The organism is Rhodovulum tesquicola (genome assembly GCF_024128855.1).
In the GTDB taxonomy this organism is placed as follows: Bacteria; Pseudomonadota; Alphaproteobacteria; order Rhodobacterales; family Rhodobacteraceae; genus Rhodovulum; species Rhodovulum tesquicola.
This window is the reverse complement of the sequence record NZ_JAMYDV010000008.1, coordinates 121,164-142,588: the sequence shown is the minus strand read 5'-3', so window position 1 is coordinate 142,588 and position 21,425 is coordinate 121,164. Positions and strand designations below refer to the sequence as shown.

At 71.0% G+C, this 21,425-nt stretch carries 21 protein-coding genes, 1 pseudogene and 1 riboswitch; of the genes and pseudogenes, 8 read left to right on the top strand and 14 right to left on the bottom strand.

Translation table 11 applies throughout. The features are described from left to right. Nucleotides 1–132 precede the first annotated feature (132 nt). A pseudogene (locus NHN26_RS09410) lies at nt 133–570 on the top strand (DNA alkylation repair protein); the annotation flags it as partial. 5 nt (nt 571–575) lie between these two features. Here NHN26_RS09410 and pssA read toward each other — a convergent pair. The 4 genes from pssA to NHN26_RS09390 all read right to left on the bottom strand — a co-directional run bounded on the left by pssA (nt 576) and on the right by NHN26_RS09390 (nt 4,177). Continuing rightward, a complete protein-coding gene (gene pssA, locus NHN26_RS09405; RefSeq protein ID WP_253089224.1) occupies nt 576–1,334 on the bottom strand; it encodes a CDP-diacylglycerol--serine O-phosphatidyltransferase in 759 nt (252 codons plus the stop codon). Beyond that, a complete protein-coding gene (locus tag NHN26_RS09400; protein ID WP_253089223.1) occupies nt 1,331–2,026 on the bottom strand; it encodes a phosphatidylserine decarboxylase in 696 nt (231 codons plus the stop codon). Before NHN26_RS09400 ends, pssA begins: the two co-directional genes overlap by 4 nt. A gap of 80 nt (nt 2,027–2,106) precedes the next feature. Beyond that, a complete protein-coding gene (locus tag NHN26_RS09395) occupies nt 2,107–3,711 on the bottom strand; it encodes an AMP-binding protein (RefSeq protein ID WP_253089222.1) in 1,605 nt (534 codons plus the stop codon). Between the two features lie 4 nt (nt 3,712–3,715). Next, nucleotides 3,716–4,177: a D-galactarate dehydratase gene (locus NHN26_RS09390; protein ID WP_253089221.1), complete on the bottom strand. Its 462-nt coding sequence runs from the start codon at nt 4,175–4,177 to the stop codon at nt 3,716–3,718. Nucleotides 4,178–4,276: 99 nt separating this feature from the next. Here NHN26_RS09390 and moaA point away from each other — a divergent pair, with 99 nt between their 5' ends. The 7 genes from moaA (at nt 4,277) to NHN26_RS09355 (ending at nt 12,174) form a co-directional block, all read left to right on the top strand. Further along, complete coding sequence (gene moaA / locus NHN26_RS09385; protein WP_253089231.1) at nt 4,277–5,287, top strand: GTP 3',8-cyclase MoaA; 1,011 nt, start codon at nt 4,277–4,279, stop codon at nt 5,285–5,287. A gap of 35 nt (nt 5,288–5,322) precedes the next feature. Beyond that, on the top strand, nt 5,323–6,204 hold the full coding sequence (locus NHN26_RS09380) for a LysR family transcriptional regulator (RefSeq protein ID WP_253089220.1): 882 nt from the start codon (nt 5,323–5,325) through the stop codon (nt 6,202–6,204). 89 nt (nt 6,205–6,293) lie between these two features. Then, nucleotides 6,294–6,767 carry a formate dehydrogenase subunit gamma gene (locus NHN26_RS09375; protein ID WP_253089219.1) on the top strand — a complete coding sequence of 158 codons (474 nt, stop codon included), beginning with the start codon at nt 6,294–6,296 and terminating at the stop codon, nt 6,765–6,767. 2 nt (nt 6,768–6,769) lie between these two features. After that, nucleotides 6,770–8,278 (top strand): NADH-ubiquinone oxidoreductase-F iron-sulfur binding region domain-containing protein, encoded by a 1,509-nt coding sequence (locus NHN26_RS09370; RefSeq protein ID WP_253089230.1) that lies wholly within the window; start codon nt 6,770–6,772, stop codon nt 8,276–8,278. Continuing rightward, entirely contained in the window at nt 8,275–11,145 is a 2,871-nt protein-coding gene (fdhF, locus tag NHN26_RS09365) for a formate dehydrogenase subunit alpha (protein WP_253089218.1), read from the top strand. The genes NHN26_RS09370 and fdhF overlap by 4 nt, the downstream gene beginning before the upstream one ends. Next, nucleotides 11,142–11,963, top strand: a complete 822-nt coding sequence (fdhD, locus tag NHN26_RS09360) for a formate dehydrogenase accessory sulfurtransferase FdhD (protein WP_253089217.1) — start codon at nt 11,142–11,144, stop codon at nt 11,961–11,963. The genes fdhF and fdhD overlap by 4 nt, the downstream gene beginning before the upstream one ends. Beyond that, on the top strand, nt 11,953–12,174 hold the full coding sequence (locus NHN26_RS09355; RefSeq protein WP_132694364.1) for a formate dehydrogenase subunit delta: 222 nt from the start codon (nt 11,953–11,955) through the stop codon (nt 12,172–12,174). The genes fdhD and NHN26_RS09355 overlap by 11 nt, the downstream gene beginning before the upstream one ends. A gap of 64 nt (nt 12,175–12,238) precedes the next feature. On the opposite strand, the gene NHN26_RS09350 is transcribed toward NHN26_RS09355, so the two are convergent. The 10 genes from NHN26_RS09350 to NHN26_RS09305 all read right to left on the bottom strand — a co-directional run bounded on the left by NHN26_RS09350 (nt 12,239) and on the right by NHN26_RS09305 (nt 21,425). After that, a complete protein-coding gene (locus NHN26_RS09350; protein ID WP_253089216.1) occupies nt 12,239–13,156 on the bottom strand; it encodes a TonB family protein in 918 nt (305 codons plus the stop codon). After that, on the bottom strand, nt 13,153–13,533 hold the full coding sequence (locus tag NHN26_RS09345; RefSeq protein ID WP_253089215.1) for an ExbD/TolR family protein: 381 nt from the start codon (nt 13,531–13,533) through the stop codon (nt 13,153–13,155). Before NHN26_RS09345 ends, NHN26_RS09350 begins: the two co-directional genes overlap by 4 nt. Before the next feature lie 5 nt (nt 13,534–13,538). Continuing rightward, on the bottom strand, nt 13,539–13,919 hold the full coding sequence (locus tag NHN26_RS09340) for an ExbD/TolR family protein (RefSeq protein ID WP_253089214.1): 381 nt from the start codon (nt 13,917–13,919) through the stop codon (nt 13,539–13,541). Beyond that, complete coding sequence (locus tag NHN26_RS09335; RefSeq protein WP_253089213.1) at nt 13,919–14,539, bottom strand: MotA/TolQ/ExbB proton channel family protein; 621 nt, start codon at nt 14,537–14,539, stop codon at nt 13,919–13,921. Before NHN26_RS09335 ends, NHN26_RS09340 begins: the two co-directional genes overlap by 1 nt. Next, a complete protein-coding gene (locus tag NHN26_RS09330; protein WP_253089212.1) occupies nt 14,539–15,333 on the bottom strand; it encodes a cobalamin-binding protein in 795 nt (264 codons plus the stop codon). The genes NHN26_RS09335 and NHN26_RS09330 overlap by 1 nt, the downstream gene beginning before the upstream one ends. Next, entirely contained in the window at nt 15,330–16,088 is a 759-nt protein-coding gene (locus tag NHN26_RS09325) for an ABC transporter ATP-binding protein (protein ID WP_253089211.1), read from the bottom strand. The genes NHN26_RS09330 and NHN26_RS09325 overlap by 4 nt, the downstream gene beginning before the upstream one ends. Beyond that, complete coding sequence (locus tag NHN26_RS09320; protein WP_253089210.1) at nt 16,085–17,077, bottom strand: FecCD family ABC transporter permease; 993 nt, start codon at nt 17,075–17,077, stop codon at nt 16,085–16,087. Before NHN26_RS09320 ends, NHN26_RS09325 begins: the two co-directional genes overlap by 4 nt. Nucleotides 17,078–17,247: 170 nt before the next feature. Continuing rightward, nucleotides 17,248–17,452, bottom strand: a riboswitch (cobalamin riboswitch). An 86-nt stretch (nt 17,453–17,538) separates the two neighbouring features. Continuing rightward, a complete protein-coding gene (cueR, locus tag NHN26_RS09315; protein ID WP_253089209.1) occupies nt 17,539–17,970 on the bottom strand; it encodes a Cu(I)-responsive transcriptional regulator in 432 nt (143 codons plus the stop codon). After that, nucleotides 17,967–20,423, bottom strand: coding sequence for a heavy metal translocating P-type ATPase (locus NHN26_RS09310; protein ID WP_253089208.1), 2,457 nt, complete (start codon nt 20,421–20,423; stop codon nt 17,967–17,969). The genes cueR and NHN26_RS09310 overlap by 4 nt, the downstream gene beginning before the upstream one ends. An 81-nt stretch (nt 20,424–20,504) precedes the next feature. Beyond that, a complete protein-coding gene (locus NHN26_RS09305) occupies nt 20,505–21,425 on the bottom strand; it encodes a LysR family transcriptional regulator (protein WP_253089207.1) in 921 nt (306 codons plus the stop codon).

The following is a 21,425-nucleotide window of genomic DNA, read 5'->3' as shown; positions in this document are numbered from 1 at the left end:
TATATCGCGGCAACCCTCCGCAAGATCCTCGACCAGCACATGCAGAGCGATATCGCCGAGCTTATGCCCTGGAACTTCGCTGAATAGTCACGCGGCAAGCCGAAGGGTGGTCAGGCTGCGCTTACGGCGCAGGCACGCATAAGGCCGGACGATTCGGGCGCTTGGCGACTGATCGTATCCTGGGTGCCTGGCTTCGACACGCTGGCCATCACCGAGCAGGCCGCGATCACCGGGCAGAAGCGTGTGGTGGCCGATCCATCACGGCTGGAGGAGGTCGAGGGATGGACCCGCTCGGATCAGGTCTGGACGCGACATGCGGCGCTCCTGATGACGCTCCCCTGGACCCGCCAGCGCGACCCGAAACCCGCAGAGCGCGCGGTGCGCGAGCGGGTGCTGGGGTGGGCGGAAGACTACGCAGGCGACGGCGAGCGGCAGATCCAGAAGGTCCTGGCCGCGTGGCTCTGCGCGCTGTCGAAACGCGATCCCGACAGGGTGCGGACCTTTCTCGATACGCATGGCGGGCGGATGATGCCCTTCGCCCGGCGCAGCGCGGCGCGGCTGCTGGATTGACGGCCTCAGCCGAACAGCCGCCAGCGCGCCTTGACGAGGCTCTGAATCACCAGCCCCAGATAGACCAGATCAAGCGCCAGAAAGAACAGCCAGGGCCGCGAGAAGCCAAGCCCGATCCCGATCACGGTGGCGAACATCATCGGCCCGATCAGGCGGCGCGGCACCCGGATCGCCTTGGGTGACAGCGTCTTCAGCTTGGAGATCATCAGAAGCCCGACGATCCCCAGCCAGAGCGCCACGACAAGCGGCGCCTCGCGGAGATCGACCACGCCCGACAGCGTGGCAAAGGCGGGCAGAAGCCCCAGCATCGCCCCCGCGGGCGCCGGCACGCCCAGGAAATAGGGGCTCGACTTGTCGTCTTCCTGCGGCTTGCCCGACATCACGTTGAACCGCGCCAGCCTGAGACAGGTCGCGGCGGCGAAGATCAGCACGAAGATCCAGCCGATCCCACCCGCGGGCGTCAGCAGGTAATGATAGATCAGCACCCCCGGCGCGACCCCGAAGCACAGGAAATCCGACAGCGAATCAAGCTGCGCGCCGATTTCCGAGGTCGCCTGAAGCCGCCGCGCGATCAGCCCGTCCAGCCCGTCGATCACCGCGGCCAGCAGGATCAGGAACACCGCCGTTGCAAAGCGTTCGTCCATCGCGAAGCGGATCGAGGTCAGGCCAAGGCACATCCCGGCCAGCGTGACCATGTTGGGCACGAGTTGCAGGAAGGGCACGCGCTCGCCATTGTCGGGACTGCGCGTGTTGAAGCGTTTCATGCGCCCCGGGCCCCCGCCGCATTCATGCCGCCCAGATCGGCGATCACCGTCTCGCCCGCCACCATGGTCTGGCCAAGCGAGACCAGCGGCACCGCGTCCTCGGGCAGGTAGATGTCCAGCCGCGAGCCGAAGCGGATCAGCCCGAACCGCTCGCCAGTGGCAAGGTTCTGGCCCGCCGTGCTCCAGCACAGGATGCGCCGCGCCACCAGCCCCGCGATTTGCACCACGCCGTAGCGCCGGCCATCGGCCATTTCCACGGCCAGCCCATTGCGCTCGTTGTCCTCGGACGCCTTGTTGAGCGAGGCGTTCAGGAACTTGCCCGGCCGATAGGCGACCTTGGTGATCCGCCCCGCCGCGGGCAGACGGTTCACATGGCAGTTGAAGACCGACATAAAGACGCAGATCCGCATCATCGGTGCATCGCCCAGATCCAGCTCGGCGGGCGGCATGGCGGGCCCCATCAGCGAGACCAGCCCATCGGCGGGCGAAACCATGACGCCCGGCCGGTCGGGCACGACGCGCACCGGATCGCGGAAGAAGTAATAGACCCACACGGTCAGCCCCGCACAGACCCAACCCAGCGGTGCCCAGATCAGAAAGGCGACCAGCGTGACCGCAAGCCCGATGGCGACGAATTTCAGGCCCTCGGGATGCATGGGCTTGACGAAGGTGGACAGCATCGAGACGGACATCGGGTCCCCTGTTTCGAAAGGTGGTGCTCTGCTTAGCCCAGATGGGCCGGATTGAAAACGCCGGATCGGGTCGCAGCCCCCTACCCGCCGCGCAGCGCCCGGCGCATGATCTTGCCCGTCGCCGTCATCGGCAGGCTGTCGGCCCGGATCACCTTGCGCGGGGCGACATGGGGGCTGACCTGGTCGCGGACGCGCTGGATCAGCGCCTCGGCCAGCCCTTCCCATTCCGCGCCCGCGCGCAGCACCACATGGGCCACGACGATCTCGGTTCGCACCGGGTCGGGTTCGCCCACCACGGCGGCCATCACCACGTCGGGATGGCCCGTCAGGCAGGTCTCGATCTCGGTCGGCCCGATCCGGTAGCCCGCCGAGGTGATCACGTCATCATCGCGCGAGACATAGGTGAAATGGCCGCCCGCGTCGCAGATCCCCAGATCGCCCGTCCGCATCCACTCGCCCGAGAATTTCGCCGCCGTCTTGTCGGGCAGGCCCCAATAGCCCAGGAACATCGAGGCCGCCCCCCGGCGCACCGCGATCTCGCCCACGTCGCCCGGCGGCAAGGGCGCCCCGTCCGCCCCGATGATCGCGACATCGAAACCGGGTGTCGCGCGGCCCATCGCGCCCGGCGGCGCGGTCATCAATTCGGGCACGCAGGTGACGACAAGGTTGCACTCGGTCTGGCCGTAGAACTCGCAGATCTCCAGCCCCAGCGCCTGCCGCCCCCAGGCCAGAAGATCGGGCCCAAGGCTCTCGCCGCCCGAGCCGACGCTGCGCAGGCGCACCCCCGGCGGCACTGGCGCCTGGCGCATCAGCTTCAGCGCGGTGGGCGGCAGGAACAGGTTGCGCACCTTCAGCCGGTCGATCAGCGCCCATGCCTCGGCCGCGTCGAACTTGCGCATCCGGCAGGCCACCAGCGGCACGCCGTAGTAAAGGCAGGGCATCGCCATATCCATCAGCCCGCCGATCCAGGCCCAGTCCGCGGGCGTCCAGCCGCAATCGCCGGGCCGGGGAAAGCCGCGATGGTGCAGCTCGATCGATGGCAGATGCCCGATCAGGAAGCGATGGGCATGCAGCGCGCCCTTGGGCGGGCCGGTCGTGCCCGAGGTGTAGATCAGCACCGCCGGATCCTCGGCCAGCGTGTCGCGCGGGGCAGCGATCGGCGGGGCGGCGGCGATCTCGGCCCACAGATCGCGGGCGGGACCGCCATCGACGGACAGCACATGCGCCAGATCGGGCAGCCGGTCGCGCAGGGCGGCCAGCTTGGCCGCGCCCTCGGCATCGGTCACGGCCAGCCGCGCGCCGCTATCGGCCAGACGGTATTCCAGCGCGTCCGGCCCGAACAGCGTGAACAGCGGCAGCACGATGGCGCCCAGCTTCATCGCGGCGAAATGCGCGACCAGAACCGCAGGCGATTGCGCCAGCAGCACCGCCACCCGGTCGCCCGGCCCCACGCCCGAGGCCGCCATCACGCTGGCCAGCCGGTCCGAGGCATCCCTGAGCGCGCCATAGCTCCATTCCCGGTCGCCATCCGAGGCGTCGAACACCGCCACGCGGCCGGGGTCGCGTTCGGCCCAGTCGTCGCAGCAGGCGCGCGCGATGTTGAACCGCTCTGGCACGGGCCAGCGGAACCAAGCGCGCATCGCGTCCCAGTCGCGCTGGTCGGGCAGAAGCCTTCGGTCGCTCATCGGATCATTGCGCGGCATGGATCGCGATCTCGCGTAGCGCGGTCAGCGGCACGCCCAGCGCCCGCATCGCCGGCAGCGACACCAGCGTGCCCGCACCCGGGGCGGCATCGCGCGGGCGCAGTTCCACCTGCACGCTGATCCCCGTCACCGGATCGACCAGCCGGCCCGGCCGCACCCGCGTGACCAGCGGCGTCACCGCCCAGAACCCCGGATCGGTCGGATCGCCAAGGCTGGCCACGCTGAGCCCCAGCCGGGCATCGCCCCCGCGCGGGGCAGCGCGCGCCGCTTCGCGCTGGGCGGGCGTCGTCGTGTCGAACTCCTCGGCGGTGCGCGCCTGCGGCGGCGGCGGGCGGACAGCTGCAACCGGCACGGCAGGCTCGGCCGGAACGGGCTCCGGCCCGCCCTTCGGAACCGCCGCGCAGGCCCCCAGCGCCAGCACCAGACACAGACCCGCGGTTCTTCTCATCCTGCCTGCCTCCCCTGTCGTTGCGCCCCAGCCTAGCCGCTTGCCGACCCGTCCGAAAGACGCTTGCCGCAAGCCATGGCCGCGCTTACCTTCACACTCATGGGAGAGCCGAAACTTATTGATCCTTTCGCCCGCGCGATCACCTATCTGCGCGTGTCGGTCACCGACCGCTGCGACTTCCGCTGTGTCTATTGCATGGCGGAAAACATGACCTTCCTGCCCAAGCGGGACCTGCTGACGCTCGAGGAACTGGACCGGCTCTGCTCGGCCTTTGTCGGGCTTGGCGTGCGCAAGCTGCGCGTCACGGGGGGCGAACCGCTGGTGCGGCGCGATATCCTGACCTTTTTTCGCGCGATGGGGCGTCACCTGGAAACCGGCGCGCTGGACGAGCTGACGCTGACCACCAATGGCTCGCAACTGGAACGCTTCGCCGGGGATCTGGCGGCGGCGGGCGTGCGCCGGGTGAATGTCAGCCTCGATACGCTGGACGCCGACAAGTTCGCCCGCGTCACCCGCTGGGGCAAGCTGACCCAGGTGCTGCGCGGGATCGACGCGGCTCAGGCGGCGGGGCTGAGGGTCAAGATCAACACCGTCGCGCTCAAGGGGTTCAACGAGGACGAATTGTTCCCCCTTGTCGACTGGTGCGCCGCCCGGGACATGGACCTGACCTTCATCGAGGTCATGCCGATGGGCGATCTGGGCAACGAGGACCGGGTCGGGCAATTCTGGTCGGTGCGCGATGTCCGCGCGCGGCTGGAGGAACGCTTCACCACGCTGGACCTTGCCGAACGCTCGGGCGGGCCCGCGCGCTATGTGCGGATCGAGGAGACGGGGCAGAAGATCGGCTTCATCACCCCGCTCAGCCACAATTTCTGCGAAAGCTGCAACCGGGTACGGCTGACCTGCACGGGCGAGTTGTTCATGTGCCTCGGCCAGGAGGATCGCGCCGATCTGCGGGCGCCGCTGCGGGCGCATCCCCAAGACGACGCGCCGCTGGTCACGGCCATCCGCGCCGCCATCGGCCAGAAGCCCAAGGGGCATGATTTCGACTATTCCCGCCAGCGCCCCGATGGACAGGTCTCGCGACACATGAGCCATACGGGCGGCTGAGCCCGGGCATAGCGGCGCGGCCAGAGGGCAATCCGATGATCGACAAGCTCGAGATGTTCATCGCGCTGGCGCGCGAGAAGCATTTCGGCCGGGCGGCGGAAAGCTGCGGCGTGACCCAGCCCACGCTGTCGGCCGCGATCAAGCAGCTTGAGGAACAACTGGGCGTGATGCTGGTCTGGCGCGGCTCGCGCTATGGCGGGCTGACGCCCGAAGGCGCGCGGGTGCTGGAACGCGCGCGGACCATCGTGGCCGATACCCGTGCGCTGCGCGAGGAAATGCGCGCGGTCAAGCAGGGGCTCTCGGGCGATCTGCGCATTGCCGCGATCCCCACCGCGCTGGCCGCCGTCAGCGCCCTGACCCAGCCGCTGACCACGCGCCACCTGGGGTTGCGGCTGACGGTGCTTTCGCGCAATTCGGCCGAGATCCTGCAGATGCTTGACGATCTACAGATCGACGCCGGGATCACCTATCTGGACAACGAGCCGTTGGGCCGGGTCACGACCCTGCCGCTGTATACCGAGCATTACAACCTCGTGATCCGCGCCGACGATCCGCTGGCAAGGCGCCGCGCGCTGACATGGGCCGAGGCCGCGGGGCTGGCGCTGTGCCTGCTGACGCCCGACATGCAGAACCGCCGGATCGTCGACCGCCACATGGCCGAGGCAGGGGTCGCCCTGCGGCCGCGGCTCGAGTCGAACTCGATCATCACGCTGATCGCCCATGTCCAGTCGGGCGGCTGGGCGACGATCCTGCCCCGGCGCAGCGTCGCGCCCTTTCTGGATGGCGGCGGGCTGGTCGCACTGCCGCTGACCCAGCCCGAGGCCGAGCATCAGGTGGGCCTTGTCGCGCCACATCGCGAACCCCACACGCCGGTTCTGGCTGCCCTGCTTGATGCCGCGCGACGGACGCAGTTCTGATAGAAAAATCCTATCGACCGACGAATACCCGGCATTGATCCGCCGCGCCCCGCTTTGGCACACTATCGCATGCGAAGAGGAGAGCGCGAATGACCCGGGAGGAGACCCCCAACGCCCAGCGGGCGCGCGAGATCGCGGCCGCCCATGCCGGGATGGACGGACCGCTCTTGCCGGTGCTGCATGCCGTGCAGCATGCGCTGGGCCACATCCCGCGCGAGACGCTGGTCCCGATGGCCGAGGAACTGGACCTGAGCGTTGCCGAGATCCACGGAGTCATCAGCTTCTACCCCGATTTCCGGACCGAGCCGGGCGGGCGGCGCATGCTCAAGGTCTGCCGCGCCGAAGCCTGTCAGGCGATGGGCGCCGATCGGCTGGGCGAGGACCTGCGCACAAGGCTGGGCGTTGACTGGCATGGCACCACGGCCGATGGCGCCGTGACGCTGGAGCCGGTCTATTGCCTTGGGCTGTGCGCCTGTGGCCCTGCCGCGCTGGTCGATGAAACGCCCGTGGCCCGCGCGACGGCCGAGCGGCTGGAGCGGATGGCCCGCGAGGTGATTGGATGAGCCTGACGCTATTCCTGCCGCAGGACGCCGCCGCGCTGGCCCTTGGCGCCGACGCGGTCGCCGCTGCGCTGTCCGCGGAGGCCCGGGCGCGCGGGATCGAGTTGCGGCTGGTCCGCACCGGATCGCGCGGAATGATCTGGCTGGAACCGCTGCTCGAGATCGAGCGCGACAGCGTGCGCCACGGTTTCGGCCCGCTTGAGGTTTCGGACACCGGGGCGCTTTTCGAAAGCGATTTCAGCGATCACCCCAAGGCGCTTGGCCCGGTCGAGGCGATCCCCTTCCTTGCCCGCCAGACGCGGCTGACCTTTGCCCGCTGCGGCGTGATCGACCCGCTGGATCTGGGCGCCTATCGCGCCCATGGCGGACTGAAGGGGCTGGCGCGCGCGCGGACCATGGCACCCGCGGACATCGTGGCCGAAGTCACCGAGTCCGGCCTGCGCGGCCGGGGCGGCGCGGGGTTCCCGACGGGGATCAAGTGGAAGACGGTGCTGGAGGCCGAGGGCGCGCAGAAATACATCGTCTGCAATGCCGACGAGGGCGACAGCGGCACCTTCGCCGACCGGATGCTGATGGAGGGCGACCCGTTCTGCCTGATCGAGGGCATGGCGATTGCCGGTCTGGCGGTCGGCGCAAGCCGCGGCTATGTCTATTGCCGCTCGGAATATCCCCATGCAATCAGGACGTTCGGCACCGCGCTTGAAATTGCACGCGGGGCCGGGCTGCTGGGCGCGGGCTTCGATATCGAACTGCGCGTCGGCGCGGGCTCTTATGTTTGCGGCGAGGAAACCGCGCTTCTGAACTCGATGGAGGGCAAGCGCGGCACGGTGCGGGCGAAACCGCCCCTGCCCGCCCACACGGGCTTCATGGGCCGCCCCACCGTCATCAACAACGTCATCAGCCTCGCCTCGGTCCCGGTGATCCTGGCCGAGGGGGCGGAGCATTACAAATCCTTCGGCCTGGGCCGGTCGCTGGGAACGGTGCCCTTGCAGGTCGCGGGCAACGTGAAACATGGCGGGCTGTTCGAGGCCGCCTTCGGCATGACGATCCGCGAACTGATCGAGGATATCTGCGGCGGCACCGCCTCGGGGCGCCCGGTCAAGGCGGTGCAGATCGGCGGCCCGCTGGGGGCCTATTTCCCGGCGCAGATGTTCGGCACCGCCCTCGGCTACGAGGAATGCGATGCGGCCGGGGGCCTGATCGGGCATGCCGGGATCGTGGTCTTCGACGACAGCGCCGACATGGGGCGGATGGCACACTTCGCGATGGAATTCTGCGCGGTCGAAAGCTGCGGCACCTGCACGCCCTGCCGCATCGGCGCGGTGCGCGGCATGGAGGTCATCGACCGCATCCGCGCGGGCGACCCGGCGGCGCCCGCGATCCTGGCGGATCTGTGCGAAACCATGCGCGACGGCTCGCTCTGCGCGCTGGGGGGCTTCACGCCCTATCCGGTCGAAAGCGCGCTGAAATACTTCCCCGAGGATTTCATCCCCCAGAAAGAGGCCGCGGAATGAAGGACTTCATCCTCCCCGATGCCGATTTCGGCACCCCCGCGCGCCGGTCCGACCGGACCGTGACGCTGAGCATCGACGGCTTCGAGGTGACGGTGCCCGAGGGCACCTCGGTCATGCGGGCCGCGGCGGAACTGGGCATCGAGATCCCCAAGCTGTGTGCCACCGACAGCGTGGAACCGATCGGGTCCTGCCGGCTGTGCCTGGTGGAAATCGAGGGCCGCCGCGGCACGCCCGCCTCCTGCACCACGCCCGTTGCGCCGGGCATGAAGGTCCACACCCAGACGCCCAGGGTGGCGAAACTGCGCCGCGGCGTGATGGAGCTTTACATCTCGGATCACCCGCTCGACTGCCTGACCTGCGCCGCCAACGGCGATTGCCAGTTGCAGGACATGGCGGGCGCGGTGGGCCTGCGCGACGTGCGCTATGCACCCGGCGCCAACCATTTCGAGACGCGCCAGAACGGCGAGGCAAACCCGCGCTACATGCCCAATGACGAGACCAATCCCTATTTCACCTATGACCCCGCGAAATGCATCGCCTGCTACCGCTGCGTCCGCGCCTGCGAAGAGGTGCAGGGAACCTTTGCCCTGACCGTCGAGGGCCGCGGGTTCGAGGCGCGGATCTCGGCAGGCGGCAGCGATTTCCTGTCCTCGGATTGCGTCAGTTGCGGGGCCTGCGTGCAGGCCTGCCCGACCGCCACCTTGCAGGAGAAATCCGTCATCGAAATGGGCACGCCCGACCGCGCCGTGGTCACCACCTGCGCCTATTGCGGGGTCGGCTGCAATTTCCGCGCCGAGATGAAGGGCGATCAGGTCGTGCGCATGGTCCCCGCCAAGGACGGCAAGGCGAACCGCGGGCATAGCTGCGTCAAGGGCCGCTTCGCGTACGGCTATGCAACGCACCCCGACCGCATCCTCAACCCGATGATCCGCGACTCGATCGACGAGCCATGGCGCGAGGTAAGCTGGCAGGACGCCCTTGCCTTCACCGCGCAGAAATTCCGCGCGATCCAGCAGCAACACGGGATCGGCGCCATCGGCGGCATCACCTCGTCGCGCTGCACGAACGAGGAAACCTTCCTCGTGCAGAAGCTGATCCGGCAGGTCTTCGGCAACAACAATGTCGATACCTGCGCGCGGGTCTGCCATTCGCCCACGGGCTATGGCCTCAAGACGACGCTCGGCACATCGGCGGGGACGCAGGATTTCGACAGCGTCGAACAGGCCGATGTGGTGCTGGTGATCGGCGCGAACCCGACCGACGGGCACCCGGTCTTTGCAAGTCGCCTGAAGAAACGGCTGCGGCAGGGGGCAAGGCTGATCGTGGCCGATCCGCGCCGGATCGACCTCGTGCGCGGGCCGCATGTCCGTGCCGCCCATCACCTGCCGCTGCGGCCGGGCACCAATGTCGTTCTGCTGACCGCCATGGCCCATGTCATCGTGACCGAGGGGCTGACCGACGATGCCTTCATCCGTGAACGCTGCGAGCTGGACGCCTATCAGGACTGGGCAGGCTTCGTCGCCGAGGGCCGCCACAGCCCCGAGGCGACCGAACAGCTGACCGGCGTGCCCGCCGCCGAGCTGCGCGCCGCCGCCCGGCTTTATGCCACGGGCGGCAATGCGGCGATCTATTACGGCCTCGGCGTGACCGAGCATTCCCAGGGCTCGACCACGGTGATGGCGATCGCCAACCTTGCCATGGCGACCGGCAATATCGGCCGCCCCGGCGTCGGCGTGAACCCGCTGAGGGGCCAGAACAACGTGCAGGGGTCCTGCGACATGGGAAGCTTCCCGCATGAATTGCCGGGCTACCGCCATGTCCATGACGCGGACGCGCGCGGGATGTACGAAAGGCTCTGGAACGTCACGATCTCGGACGAACCGGGGCTGAGGATCCCCAACATGCTGGATGCGGCCGTGGGGGGAACCTTCAAGGGCATCTACATCCAGGGCGAGGACATCCTGCAATCGGACCCGGACACGAAGCATGTGGCCTCGGGGCTGGCGGCGATGGACTGCGTGGTGGTCCACGACCTGTTCCTGAACGAGACCGCGAATTACGCGCATGTCTTCCTGCCCGGCTCGACCTTCCTGGAAAAGGACGGGACCTTCACCAATGCCGAACGCCGGATCAACCGCGTCCGCCGGGTGAAGGCGCCCCTGAACGGGCTGGCCGACTGGGAGGTGACGCAGGCGCTGGCAAATGCGATGGGCGCGGGCTGGGCCTATGCCCACCCCGCCGAGATCATGGCCGAGATCGCCGCGACCACGCCCAGCTTCGCGGGGGTGTCCTATGAGTTGCTGGAACGCGAGGGCTCGGTGCAATGGCCCTGCAACGCGGCGGCGCCGCTTGGCACCCCGATCATGCATGAAGGCGGGTTCGTCCGGGGCAAGGGGCTGTTCGTGGTCACCGACTATGTGCCGACCGACGAGCGCACCGGGCCGCGCTATCCGCTGTTGCTGACCACGGGGCGGATCCTGTCGCAATACAATGTCGGCGCCCAGACCCGGCGGACGGCGAACACCATCTGGCACGAGGCGGACGTTCTGGAAATCCACCCCCACGATGCCGAAACCCGCGGCATCAAGGAGGGCGACTGGGTGCGGCTGGCCTCGCGCTCGGGCGAGACGACGCTGAGGGCGACGCTGTCCGACCGCGTCAGCCCGGGCGTGGTCTATACCACCTTCCACCACCCCGAGACGCAGGCCAATGTCGTCACCTCGGACTATTCCGACTGGGCCACGAACTGCCCGGAATACAAGGTGACGGCAGTGCAGGTGGCGCAGACCAACGGCCCCTCGGACTGGCAGCAGACCTATGCCGAGCGCGCCCGCGCCGCCCGGCGCATCCTTCCGGCAGCGGAATGAGCGGGGGCGCCACCAGAACCACGGCGCTGGCCGTGGGTCCCGGCGCGGCCGAACGGGCGGGCCGCAACCTTGCCCGCGAGGTGCCGGTGGCGCTGACCTATGACGGGACCACCCATGCGGTGATGCTGGCCAGCCCTGGGGATCTGGAGGATTTCGCGCTGGGCTTTTCGCTGTCCGAGGGCATCGTCACGGCACCCGGCCAGATCGAGCGGATCGAACGGGTGGACCACGCCGAGGGGATCGAGCTGCGCATCTGGCTTGCCGCGGGGCTGGGCGCGCGGCTGCTGGAGCGGCGCCGCGCGATGGCGGGGCCGGTGGGCTGCGGATTGTGCGGCATCGACAGCCTGAAAGAGGCCACCCGCCCCCTGCCCACGCTGCCGCCCGGCGGGGTGCGGCTGGCCGAGGGCGACATCGCCCGGGCGATCACCGCGCTGGCGCTGGCCCAGCCGCTGCATGCCGAAACGCGGGCGATGCATGCGGCGGGGTTCTGGACGCCCGGCGAAGGGCTGGTCCTCGCGCGCGAGGATGTGGGGCGGCACAACGCGCTCGACAAGCTTTTCGGCGCGCTGGCGCGGGCCGGGCGGGATGCCTCGGGCGGCGCGATCGTGATGACCTCGCGCGTTTCGATCGAACTGGTCCAGAAGGCGGTTCTGGCCCGCGCGCCCATCCTGATCGCCGTTTCCGCCCCCACCGACCGCGCCGCCGCGGCGGCCGAGGCGGCGGGGCTGACCCTGATCGCGCGCGCCCGTGGCGCGGGCTTCGACATCCACACCCATCCCGACCGGATCGCATTGACAGAGGTTCCCCATGACGCCTGAGAAACTGATCTACATGGCCAACCAGATCGCCACCGCCTTTGCCCGGCGGCCCGAAGACGAGGCGGTGGCCGCAATCGCCGAACATATCGACGCCTTCTGGGGGCCGGGGATGCGGGCGCAACTGCTGGCGCTGGCCGAAGCCGGTGCGCCGGATATCTCGCCGCGGGTACTGCGCGCGGCGGAACGGATTCGCCGGCCCCAAGCGGCGTAGCCGGCCCGTTCCGGGCCGGTTCGGGTATTTTTTCCAAGAAGAAACAGCGGACGCGCTGCGGGGATCAGCGTCTTCCGTCGAATTTCAGCGGCAGGGTGAAGCTGTAGCTGGCGCGGTCCAGCCCCCTTGGCGCGGTCGGAAACGGCCCGGCGCGGCGGACAGCAGCCAGCGCCGCGCGGTCCAGCGCGGGATCGCCCGCGCTTTGCACCAGCCGCGCCGAGACCAGCGCGCCCTCGCGCGTCACCACCAGTTCGACCAGCGCCCGGCCGGTCGCGCGGGTCTCGCGCGGGTAGCGGTGGACCCGGCTGACCCGGGCAAGGATCCGCCCGCCCCATTCGGCATGCAGCGCGCGGGCAGCGGCCTCTGACAGGGCGGGCGCGGCGCGGGCAGGCGCGCCGGCCTGCGGCGCGCGCTCGGTGCCCCGGGCGGTCTGGGCCGGGGCGGGCGGCGGTGCCGCTTCGGGACGGCGTTCGGGGCGCGGGGCAGCCATCGGCGGCTCGACCGGGGGCGCATCCGGCGCGCGCAGCCCCTCGGGACGCGGGGGCATGTCGGGCGGCAGCGGCGCGTCATCGGCCCGGCCCGGTGCGGGCGGGACGGCCAGGATGGCCGTCTCGGCCGGGGGCGGCGCGATTGCGGGCGGCGGGGAAAGCGCGGCGGGTGCGGCATCCGCGCCGGGGGCCTCGGGCGACGGCAGGGCGACGGGCGGGGCCGGGCGGGCCTCGGGGTCGGGGCTGCGCGGCGCGGTGACATGCGTCGGGACGACGGGCTCGGGCGCGGCGGTCTGGACCTCGGGCGGCGCGGTCCATTCCTCGGCGAGGCGCGACAGCGCGGGCGGGGCGGCCGCCAGCGTCACCAGCGCAGCCCCCCCCTCGCCACCCCCGCCCCCGGGTGCGCCTTGCGGCCCGGCGGCAAGGCCGAACGCCGCCACATGCAGCCCCGCGGCCAGCGGCAGGAAGACCGACAACTCGGCCAGCCGTCTCATCGCGGCACCGTTTGCAGGCGCAACGCGCCCTGCCCCTCGGCCGCAAGCCGCGCCGCCAGCCTTGCCAGCGCCGCGGCCTCGACGCCTGCATCGGCGCGGATCACCAGCGGCTGGACGGGGTCGCGGGCGGCCAGCGCGGCAAAGACCGCCTCGCCCCGCGCCGCGCCATAGGCCAGCGCCCCGTCGGCGGACAGGTAAAGCGTGTCGCCCGCAAGCGGATCCTGCGCCGCGGCGCGGAGCGGCGTGGTCTCGAAGGGTTCGGGCGGAGCGATCCGGGCGCTCATCAGGAAGAAGATCAGCAGCAGGAAGACCACGTTTATCATCGGAACGATACTTTCGGCCCTGGCGCGCGGGGCGGGAGTGTCGAAGTCGAACATCGCCCCTACTCCACCAGCACCAGACCGGAGAAGCCCGCGCCCGCCAGCTCCTCCATCGCATCGACAAGGGCCTGAAGGGCAACCCCGTCGCGCGGGCGGATCAGCACCGGATCGGCGGGGCTGCCGGTCAGCCGGCCCAGCGCCGCGGCCAGGGCGGGCAGGTCCATCGCGACACCGTTCAGCCGCAGCCCGCCGGGCGCCACCTCGACCAGCCGGGGCGGGCCCTGCCATTCGGCCGGGGCAGCCGTGGCCGGGGTCAGCTCCAGCCCCGAAAGCGGGCCGAAGCGGGCGGCGATCATGAAGAACACCAACAACAGGAAGACCACGTCGATCATCGGCGTCAGGCTGGGGCGGCGGATGCGGCGGGGCGTGCCGAAGGCGAACATCAGCGCGCCCCCCCGGCCAGGAACAGCCGCGTCGCCAGATCCTCCATATCGGCCCGGGCGCTGTCGGCGATGGCCTCGAACCAGGTGACGGCCATCGCGGCGGGGATCGCCACGGCCATGCCCGCGGCGGTGGTCAGCAGCGCCGCCCAGATGCCCCCGGCCAGGTCGGACGGGTCCGCGGCGGCGCCAGAGGATTCCAGCGCCTGGAACGCCTCGATCATGCCCATGACCGTGCCCAGAAGCCCCAGCAGCGGCGCGATCACCGAGATCAGCTCCAGCGCCCTTATCCCCGCGCGCGCCTCGGCCAGCAGGCGGCGGGCGATGCGGGTGGTTTCCTCGCGGGCCTTGGCCTCGGGCAGGTCCGAGCCCAGCGCCCCGATCGCGGCACGCACCAGCCGGGCACGCAGCCCCACCCGGCCCGCGACGGTCGCCGCCGCCTCGTCGCGCGCGCCCTGTTGCCAGAGCGCGACGGCGCGTTCGGCGCGCTGGCCCGCAAAGGCGCCCAGCAGGGCAAGGCGCCACAGCTTCCACAGGATCAGCGCCAGCGTCACCACCGACAGCGCCGCGATGGCCCAGATCGCCGGGCCGCCGCGTTCAAGGAACAGGGCAATCGCCTCCATCATCGACCTCCTTCCGCGCCCCGGAGCGCGGTGCATATCGCCTCCAGCCCCTCGGTCAGCGCCGCGGGGCCGGGCGAGAGGATCAGCGGCGCCTTGATCTCGTGGTTGCGGGCCCCGCGCACCGCCGGGACGCTGTCCCAGCCGGGCCGCGCGGCGATCTTCTCGGGGCGCAGCTTCTTGCCGCACCACGAGCCGAGGATCACTTCGGGCGCGGCGGCGATCACCTCGACATCCGTGACCACCCGATCCTTCGCGGCCTGCCGCCTGGCGAGATGGGCGAAAACATCCTCGCCCCCGGCGATCCCGATCAGGTCGGACACCCAGCCCACGCCGGACAGGCGCGGCTCGTCCCATTCCTCGAAATAGACGCGCGGGCGGTGGGGGCGCGGGGCGGCGCGCAGGGCGTCGAGCCGCGCCTGATAGCCCGCCGCCAGCGCCTCGGCCCGGTCGGGCACGCCGGTCAGCGCGCCGAGAAAGCGGATCATGGCGAGGATGCCCGCCACATCGCGCTGGTTGAAGGCATGCACCGCGATCCCCGCCCGGATCAGCCCGGCCGCAATCTCGTGCTGGATGTCCGAGAAGGTCAGCACCAGATCGGGATCGAGCGCGAGGATCTTCGGCAGGTCGGCCGACGAGAACGCCCCCACCCGCGGCTTTTCCCGACGCACGCGCGCGGGGCGGACGGCATAGCCGGTGACGCCCACGATCCGGTGATCCTGACCCAGCAGATAAAGCGTCTCGACCGTTTCCTCGGTCAGGCAGACGATGCGCTCGGGCGGGAAGCGGCGGGTCATGTCACCACCTCGACCGGCTGGACGATGGGCCCCTCGGGCGTGTCGGCCAGATAGGCGCGCAGCCCGAAGACGCGGGCGAGCGTTGGCGCGGTCAGCACCTCGCCGGGCGGGCCGTCCTCTTCCAGCCGGCCGCGATGCAGCACCAGAAGCCGGGTGCAGAACCGCGCGGCAAGGCCCAGATCGTGCAGCGCCGCGACGACCAGACGCCCCTCGGTCGCAAGCCCCGCGAACAGGCGCATGGTGGTGATCTGGTGGGCGGGGTCCAGCCCGGCGATGGGTTCGTCGGCGATCAGCACCGGGGCCTCCTGCGCGACGGCGCGGGCGATCAGGACACGGGCCTGTTCGCCGCCCGACAGCGCGGTGGCGCGGCGATGCTCGAACCCCGCCAGATCCATCCGGCCCAGCGCATCCGCGATGGCGGCGCGGTCGGCCGCGCCCATCCGCTGGCCGGGGCGCAGATGCGGCGTGCGGCCAAGGCCCACCAGCGTTTCCACGCTGACCGGCCAGGCGATTTCGCGCATCTGCGGCAGCCAGGCGGCTGTCCGGGCGCGGTCCGCCGCCGACAGCCGCGCCAGCGAGGATGTGCCCCTGTGACGGATCAGGCCAAGGGCTGCGCGCATCAGCGTGGTCTTGCCCGCACCGTTCGGCCCGATCAGGCCGACGAATTCGCCGGGGCGCAGGTCGGCCGAAACGTCATCGACCACAGGACAGGGGCCGCGATGGACGCTCAGATGCGACAGGATCAGCCCGGTCATACGCCCGCCTCGCGCCGTGTCTTGTAGATCAGGTGGAAGAACAGCGGCGCACCGAGGATGGCGGTCAGCACGCCGAGCTTCAGGTCTCGATCCGGCAGGATCAGCCGCACCGCAAGATCCGAGGCCAGCAGCAGCGCCGCCCCCCCCAGCGCCGAGGCCAGCAGAAGCCGCCCGGGCCGCGCGCCGACCAGCGGGCGCAGCAGATGCGGCACGATCAGCCCGACGAAGCCGATGGCCCCCGCCACCGCCACGCCCGCACCGACCGAGGCCGCAACCCCCAGCACCAGTGCCAGCCGCAGCCGCGAGAGCCGGATGCCCAGCGCCTCGGCCGCATCCTCGCCCAGCGTCAGCGCGTCAAGGCCGCGGCCCAGCCCCGCGATCAGAAGCCAGCCCAGCAGCGTCAGCGGCAGCGCCAGCCAGACATGGGTAAAGGACCGGTCCGCGAGCGACCCCATCATCCAGAACACGATATCGGCGGCCGCATAGGGGTTGGGTGACAGGTTCAGCACCAGCGCCGTCAACGCGCCGGCCAGCGAGGACAGCGCGATGCCCGCAAGGATCAGCGTGAAGGCCCCGCCCCGCGGGCCTGCCAGCACCAGCAGAAGCAGCACCGCGACCAGCGCACCGGCCAGCGCCAGCCCCGGCAGCGCCAGCGCATGCGCCGCCGCCAGCCCGGTCTGCAACGCGATCACCGCCCCCAGCGCGGCCGAGGCCGACACCCCGATCAGCCCCGGTTCGGCCAGCGGATTGCGCAGATAGCCCTGCAATGCGGCCCCCGACAGGCCGAGGCTTGCGCCCACCAGCACCGCGAGGATGGCGCGGGGCAGCCGGATCTCGCGCATCACCAGCGCGGCGGCATCGCCCTGCCCGGTGACCAGCGCGCCAAGGCTTTCGCCCGGGGCCAGCCCGGCCGGGCCGACCAGCAGCGCGGCCAGGAACAGCGCCGCGACCAGTGCGGACAGCGCGACGATCAGCGCCCGAAAGCTCATCGCCGCCACCCCTGCCCGCGTCCTGCGGGTTCGACAATTCGTTCGGCACACATGGCCGCGGTCCCCTCGCCCTTCATCATCTGTCCGGACGGGCGCAGGGGCCTGACGCAGACGGTGCACGATGCCACCTCTGCGGTCTGGCCGCCTCCGGGTCGCGCCCCGCGCCCGGACAGGGTGATCTTGCCTCGGCAGGTCTCCTGGCTTGCGGGTCATCGCTTGGCTGGCCTTCCCGGGGCATTGCGCCCAGTGGCACCTGTCAGCCGCGCTCTCCGCCTACAGTTGCGGGGGCAGCCGCGGAATTGCCCGTTGCCGGGCGCACCGCGTTCCCTTTTCATCCGCCCCTTGCGGGGTGGAACCGAAGTGGGTCATGCCTAGCGCATCGGCGGGAAATGTGAAAGGCCCTGATCGTCCGTCGGGCGGTGGCAGAGGGGGAATCCGGAAATCGGAATTCCATCGGACTTTCATCGGACTTTCATCGGACTTTCGTCGGCATCGCCCGCCCGGCCCTGCTCGCCCGCCAGACCGCGCAGGATCGGGCAATCGGGCCGGTGATCGCCCGCGCAGGCATCGACCAGGTCGGACAGCGTCGCGCGCATCTCGTGCAGTTCGGCGATCTTGGCGTCGATCTGGGCCAGGTGGTCCTGCACCAGACGCTTCACATCGGCGCTGGCCCGGCCCTTGTCGGCGTAAAGCGCCAGCAGGACCCGGCATTCCTCGATGGTGAAGCCCAAGCTGCGCGCCCGGCCGAGGAAGGCGAGGTTATGGGCGTCGCGTTCGGAGAAATGGCGATAGCCGTTATCCCCCCGCATCGGGCGGATCAGGCCGATCTCCTCGTAATAGCGGATGGTCTTGGGCGGCAGCCCGGTGCGCTCGGCCACCTGTCCGATATTCATGCGACCCTCCCGGTCACGGGGCGAAGCCGGCGCAGCCGCAGCGCGTTCGACAGCACGAACAGGCTGGAGGCCGCCATCGCCCCCGCCGCCAGCATCGGCGAGAGCAGCACCCCCCAGAGCGGCCAGAGCAGCCCTGCCGCCACCGGGATCAGCGCGGTGTTGTAGGCGAAGGCCCAGAACAGGTTCTGGCGGATGTTGCGCATCGTCCGGCGGCTGAGGTTCAGCGCCTCGGCCACGCCCTGCGGATCGCCCGCCATCAGCACCACATCCGCCGCCTCGATCGCGACATCGGTGCCGGTGCCGATGGCGATGCCGATATCGGCGGCGGCCAGCGCGGGGGCGTCGTTCAGCCCGTCGCCCACGAAGGCCAGCGGGCCATCGGCGCGCAACGCCTCGAGCGCCGCGACCTTGCCGCCGGGCAGCACGCCCGCGGTCACCCGGTCGATGCCCAGTTCGGCGGCGACGGCGCGCGCGGTCGCCTCGGTATCGCCGGTGATGAGCGCGGTCCGCACGCCCATGGCGTGCAGCGTGGCGATGGCGGCCCGGGCGGTGGGCCGGACCGGGTCGGCCAGCGCGAGGACCGCAATCGCGCGACCGTCGCGGGCGACATGGACCGGCGTTGCGCCGCTGGCCGCGATGCGGGCGGCGGGGCCTGCCAGATCGCCGGGGGCGATGGCGTGCTGGTCCATCAGCCGGGCGGCGCCGACAAGGATGTCGGCACCCTCGACCCGGCCCCTGAGACCGAAGCCCGGCAGCGCCTCGACCCCTTCGGCCTCGGGCGCAGGGACGGGGGCGGCGTTCAGGATCGCGCGGGCGATGGGGTGTTCGGAGCGGGACTCGAGTGCGGCGGCAAGGCGCAGCGCCTCGTCCCGGGTGACGCCGGGGGCAAGTGCCACCTCGGTCACCGCCGGGTGTCCCTCGGTCAGCGTGCCGGTCTTGTCGAAGGCCACGGTCGTCACGCCCGCCAGCGCCTGAAGCGCCGCGCCCTTGCGGAACAGCACGCCCATTTCGGCCGCGCGGCCCGTGCCGACCATGACCGAGGTGGGCGTGGCCAGCCCCATCGCGCAGGGGCAGGCGATGATGAGGACCGAGACGCCCGCGACCAGCGCCAGCCCCAGCGCGGGGGCAGGACCACGGGCCAGCCACAGCGCGACGGTGACGGCGGCGACGGCCAGAACGACGGGCACGAAGATGCCGGTTACCCGGTCGGCCAGCGCCTGCACCGGCAGCTTCGCGCCCTGTGCGGTCTCGACCAGGGCCACGATCCGGGCAAGCGCGGTGTCCGCCCCCACCGCCGTCGCGCGGAAGCGCAGTGCCGCGGGGCCGTTCACGGTGCCGCCGGTGACCGGATCGCCGGGGGACTTGTCCACCGGCATCGGCTCGCCCGTCAGCATGGATTCGTCGACCGGCCCCTGCCCCTCGACCAGCTCGCCATCGGTGGCGAAACGCTCGCCGGGCAGAACCTCGATCAGGTCGCCGGGCACCAGCGCCTCGACCGGGCGATCCTCGATGCCCGCGGCGGTGACCACGCGGGCGGTGGCGGGGCGCAGGGCCATCAGCCGCCGGATCGCAGCCCCGGTGCGCCCCTTGGCGCGGGCCTCCAGCGTGCGGCCCAGCAGGACCAGCGTGACGATCACCGCCGCGGCCTCGAAATAGACATGCGCGGTGCCGGGGGGCAGCAGGCCGGGGGCGAAGGTCGCGATGGTGGAAAACCCCCAGGCGGCGCCGGTGCCCAGCGCCACCAGCGCGTTCATGTCGGGCGCCCCCCTGAGCAGGAGCGGCAGGCCGCGGGCGAAGAAGACGCGCCCCGGCCCGGCAAGGATCGCGCTGGTCAGCAGGAAGGAGAGCACGCGCAGCGGCTGGTCGCCCGCGATCCCGGCCAGCGCGGCGTGAAAGCCGGGGATCATGTGGCCGCCCATCTCGATGGCGAAGACCGGCAGGGCGAGCGCCGCGGCCAGCAGCGTGCGGCGGGCCAGCGCGCGGGCCTCGGCCGCCTGGGCGGCGCCGGGGTCGCGGGAGGTGCCCGCCAGCGGGGTGGCGGGATAACCGGCCTCGGCCAGCGCGCGGGCGAGCGTTGCGGCATCGGCCAGCCCCGCGATCACCTGCGCGCGGGCCTCGCCGGTGGCGAGGTTCATGCGGGCCGCGGTGACACCCGGCAGCGCGAGAAGCGCGCGTTCGATCCGGGCGACGCAGGAGGCGCAGGTCGCGCCCTCGACGGCCAGCGCGATCTCGGTGCGGGAGACACCGAAGCCGATGGATTCGACGGCGGCGACCAGCGGCGCGACCGCGCCGCCATGATCCACCTCGGCGGTGGCGGTGGCGAGGTTGACGCGGGCGGCTGCGACGCCGGGCTGGTCGGCCAGCGCGCGTTCGACCCGGCGCACGCAGCCGGCGCAATGCAGCCCCTCGAGCCGCAGCCGCGTGGTGGTCGTGGTGGAAACGGTCGCGTCCATCCTGATCTCCCGGGTCCGGATGCACCCGAGATAGGGGTTCCAGTTACGGGAAGGTCAAGGGCCGGTCGCGGGGAACGGGCGTCATTTCGGCAGGAAGCCGCCCTGCCGCCCGACGATATGGCCATGCACGCGCCGCCCCGCCGCGCTGAGGGCGGTATCGGCGCGATGCACGAGGAACCATTGGCGCACCAGCGGCAGCGCCTCGGCCTCCAGCTCGACCAGGCGGTGCGCGCGCAATTCCTCGATCACGGTGTGGCGCGAGATCAGCGCGATGCCCAGCCCCGCCATGACCGCCTGTTTCATCGTCTCGTCGCCATCGACCTCGATCACCCGGGCGGGGCGGCCGCGGCCCAGCCGTTCGAGATAGCGTTCCAACAGGATGCGGGTGCCCGATCCCTCTTCGCGGGTGACGACGGGCTGGGACATGATCGCCTCGGGCGCCACCCGCCCCTGCGCGGCCAGCGGATGGCCGGGCCGCGCGATCAGGATATAGGGATGCGGGCCGAGCACGGTGGCCTGCACCTCGGGATGGCGCGGCGGGCGGCCCATGATCGCGAGATCGACGCTGGCGCTGGCCAGGGCGTTCACGATCTCGTCGCGGCTGCCCACGCGCAGGATGACATCGACGGTGGAGAAGGCGCGCTGCAACTCGGCGACGAGGCGGGGCGCGAAATAGCGGGCGGTGGCGACCACGCCGAGGGTGACCATCCCCTCCATCCCCTCGTTGATCGCGCGGACATGGTCGGCGCAGGCCTCCAGCGCGGTCTCGATGGCGCGGGCGCCGACCAGCACCGCCTCGCCCTGGCGGGTCAGCCGCGCGCCGCCCTGCGGCCCGCGTTCCAGGAGGCGGGCGTTGAAGCTGGATTCGAGCTGGCGCAGCTGGCTGTGGACCGCGGGCGGGGTGAGGCGAATTGCCTCAGCCGCCGCGGTCAGCGATCCATGCTCGGCCACGGCCTGCAAGGCCCTGAGTTGCTTGAGGGTGACGGCTTCGGGCTTGGGCAT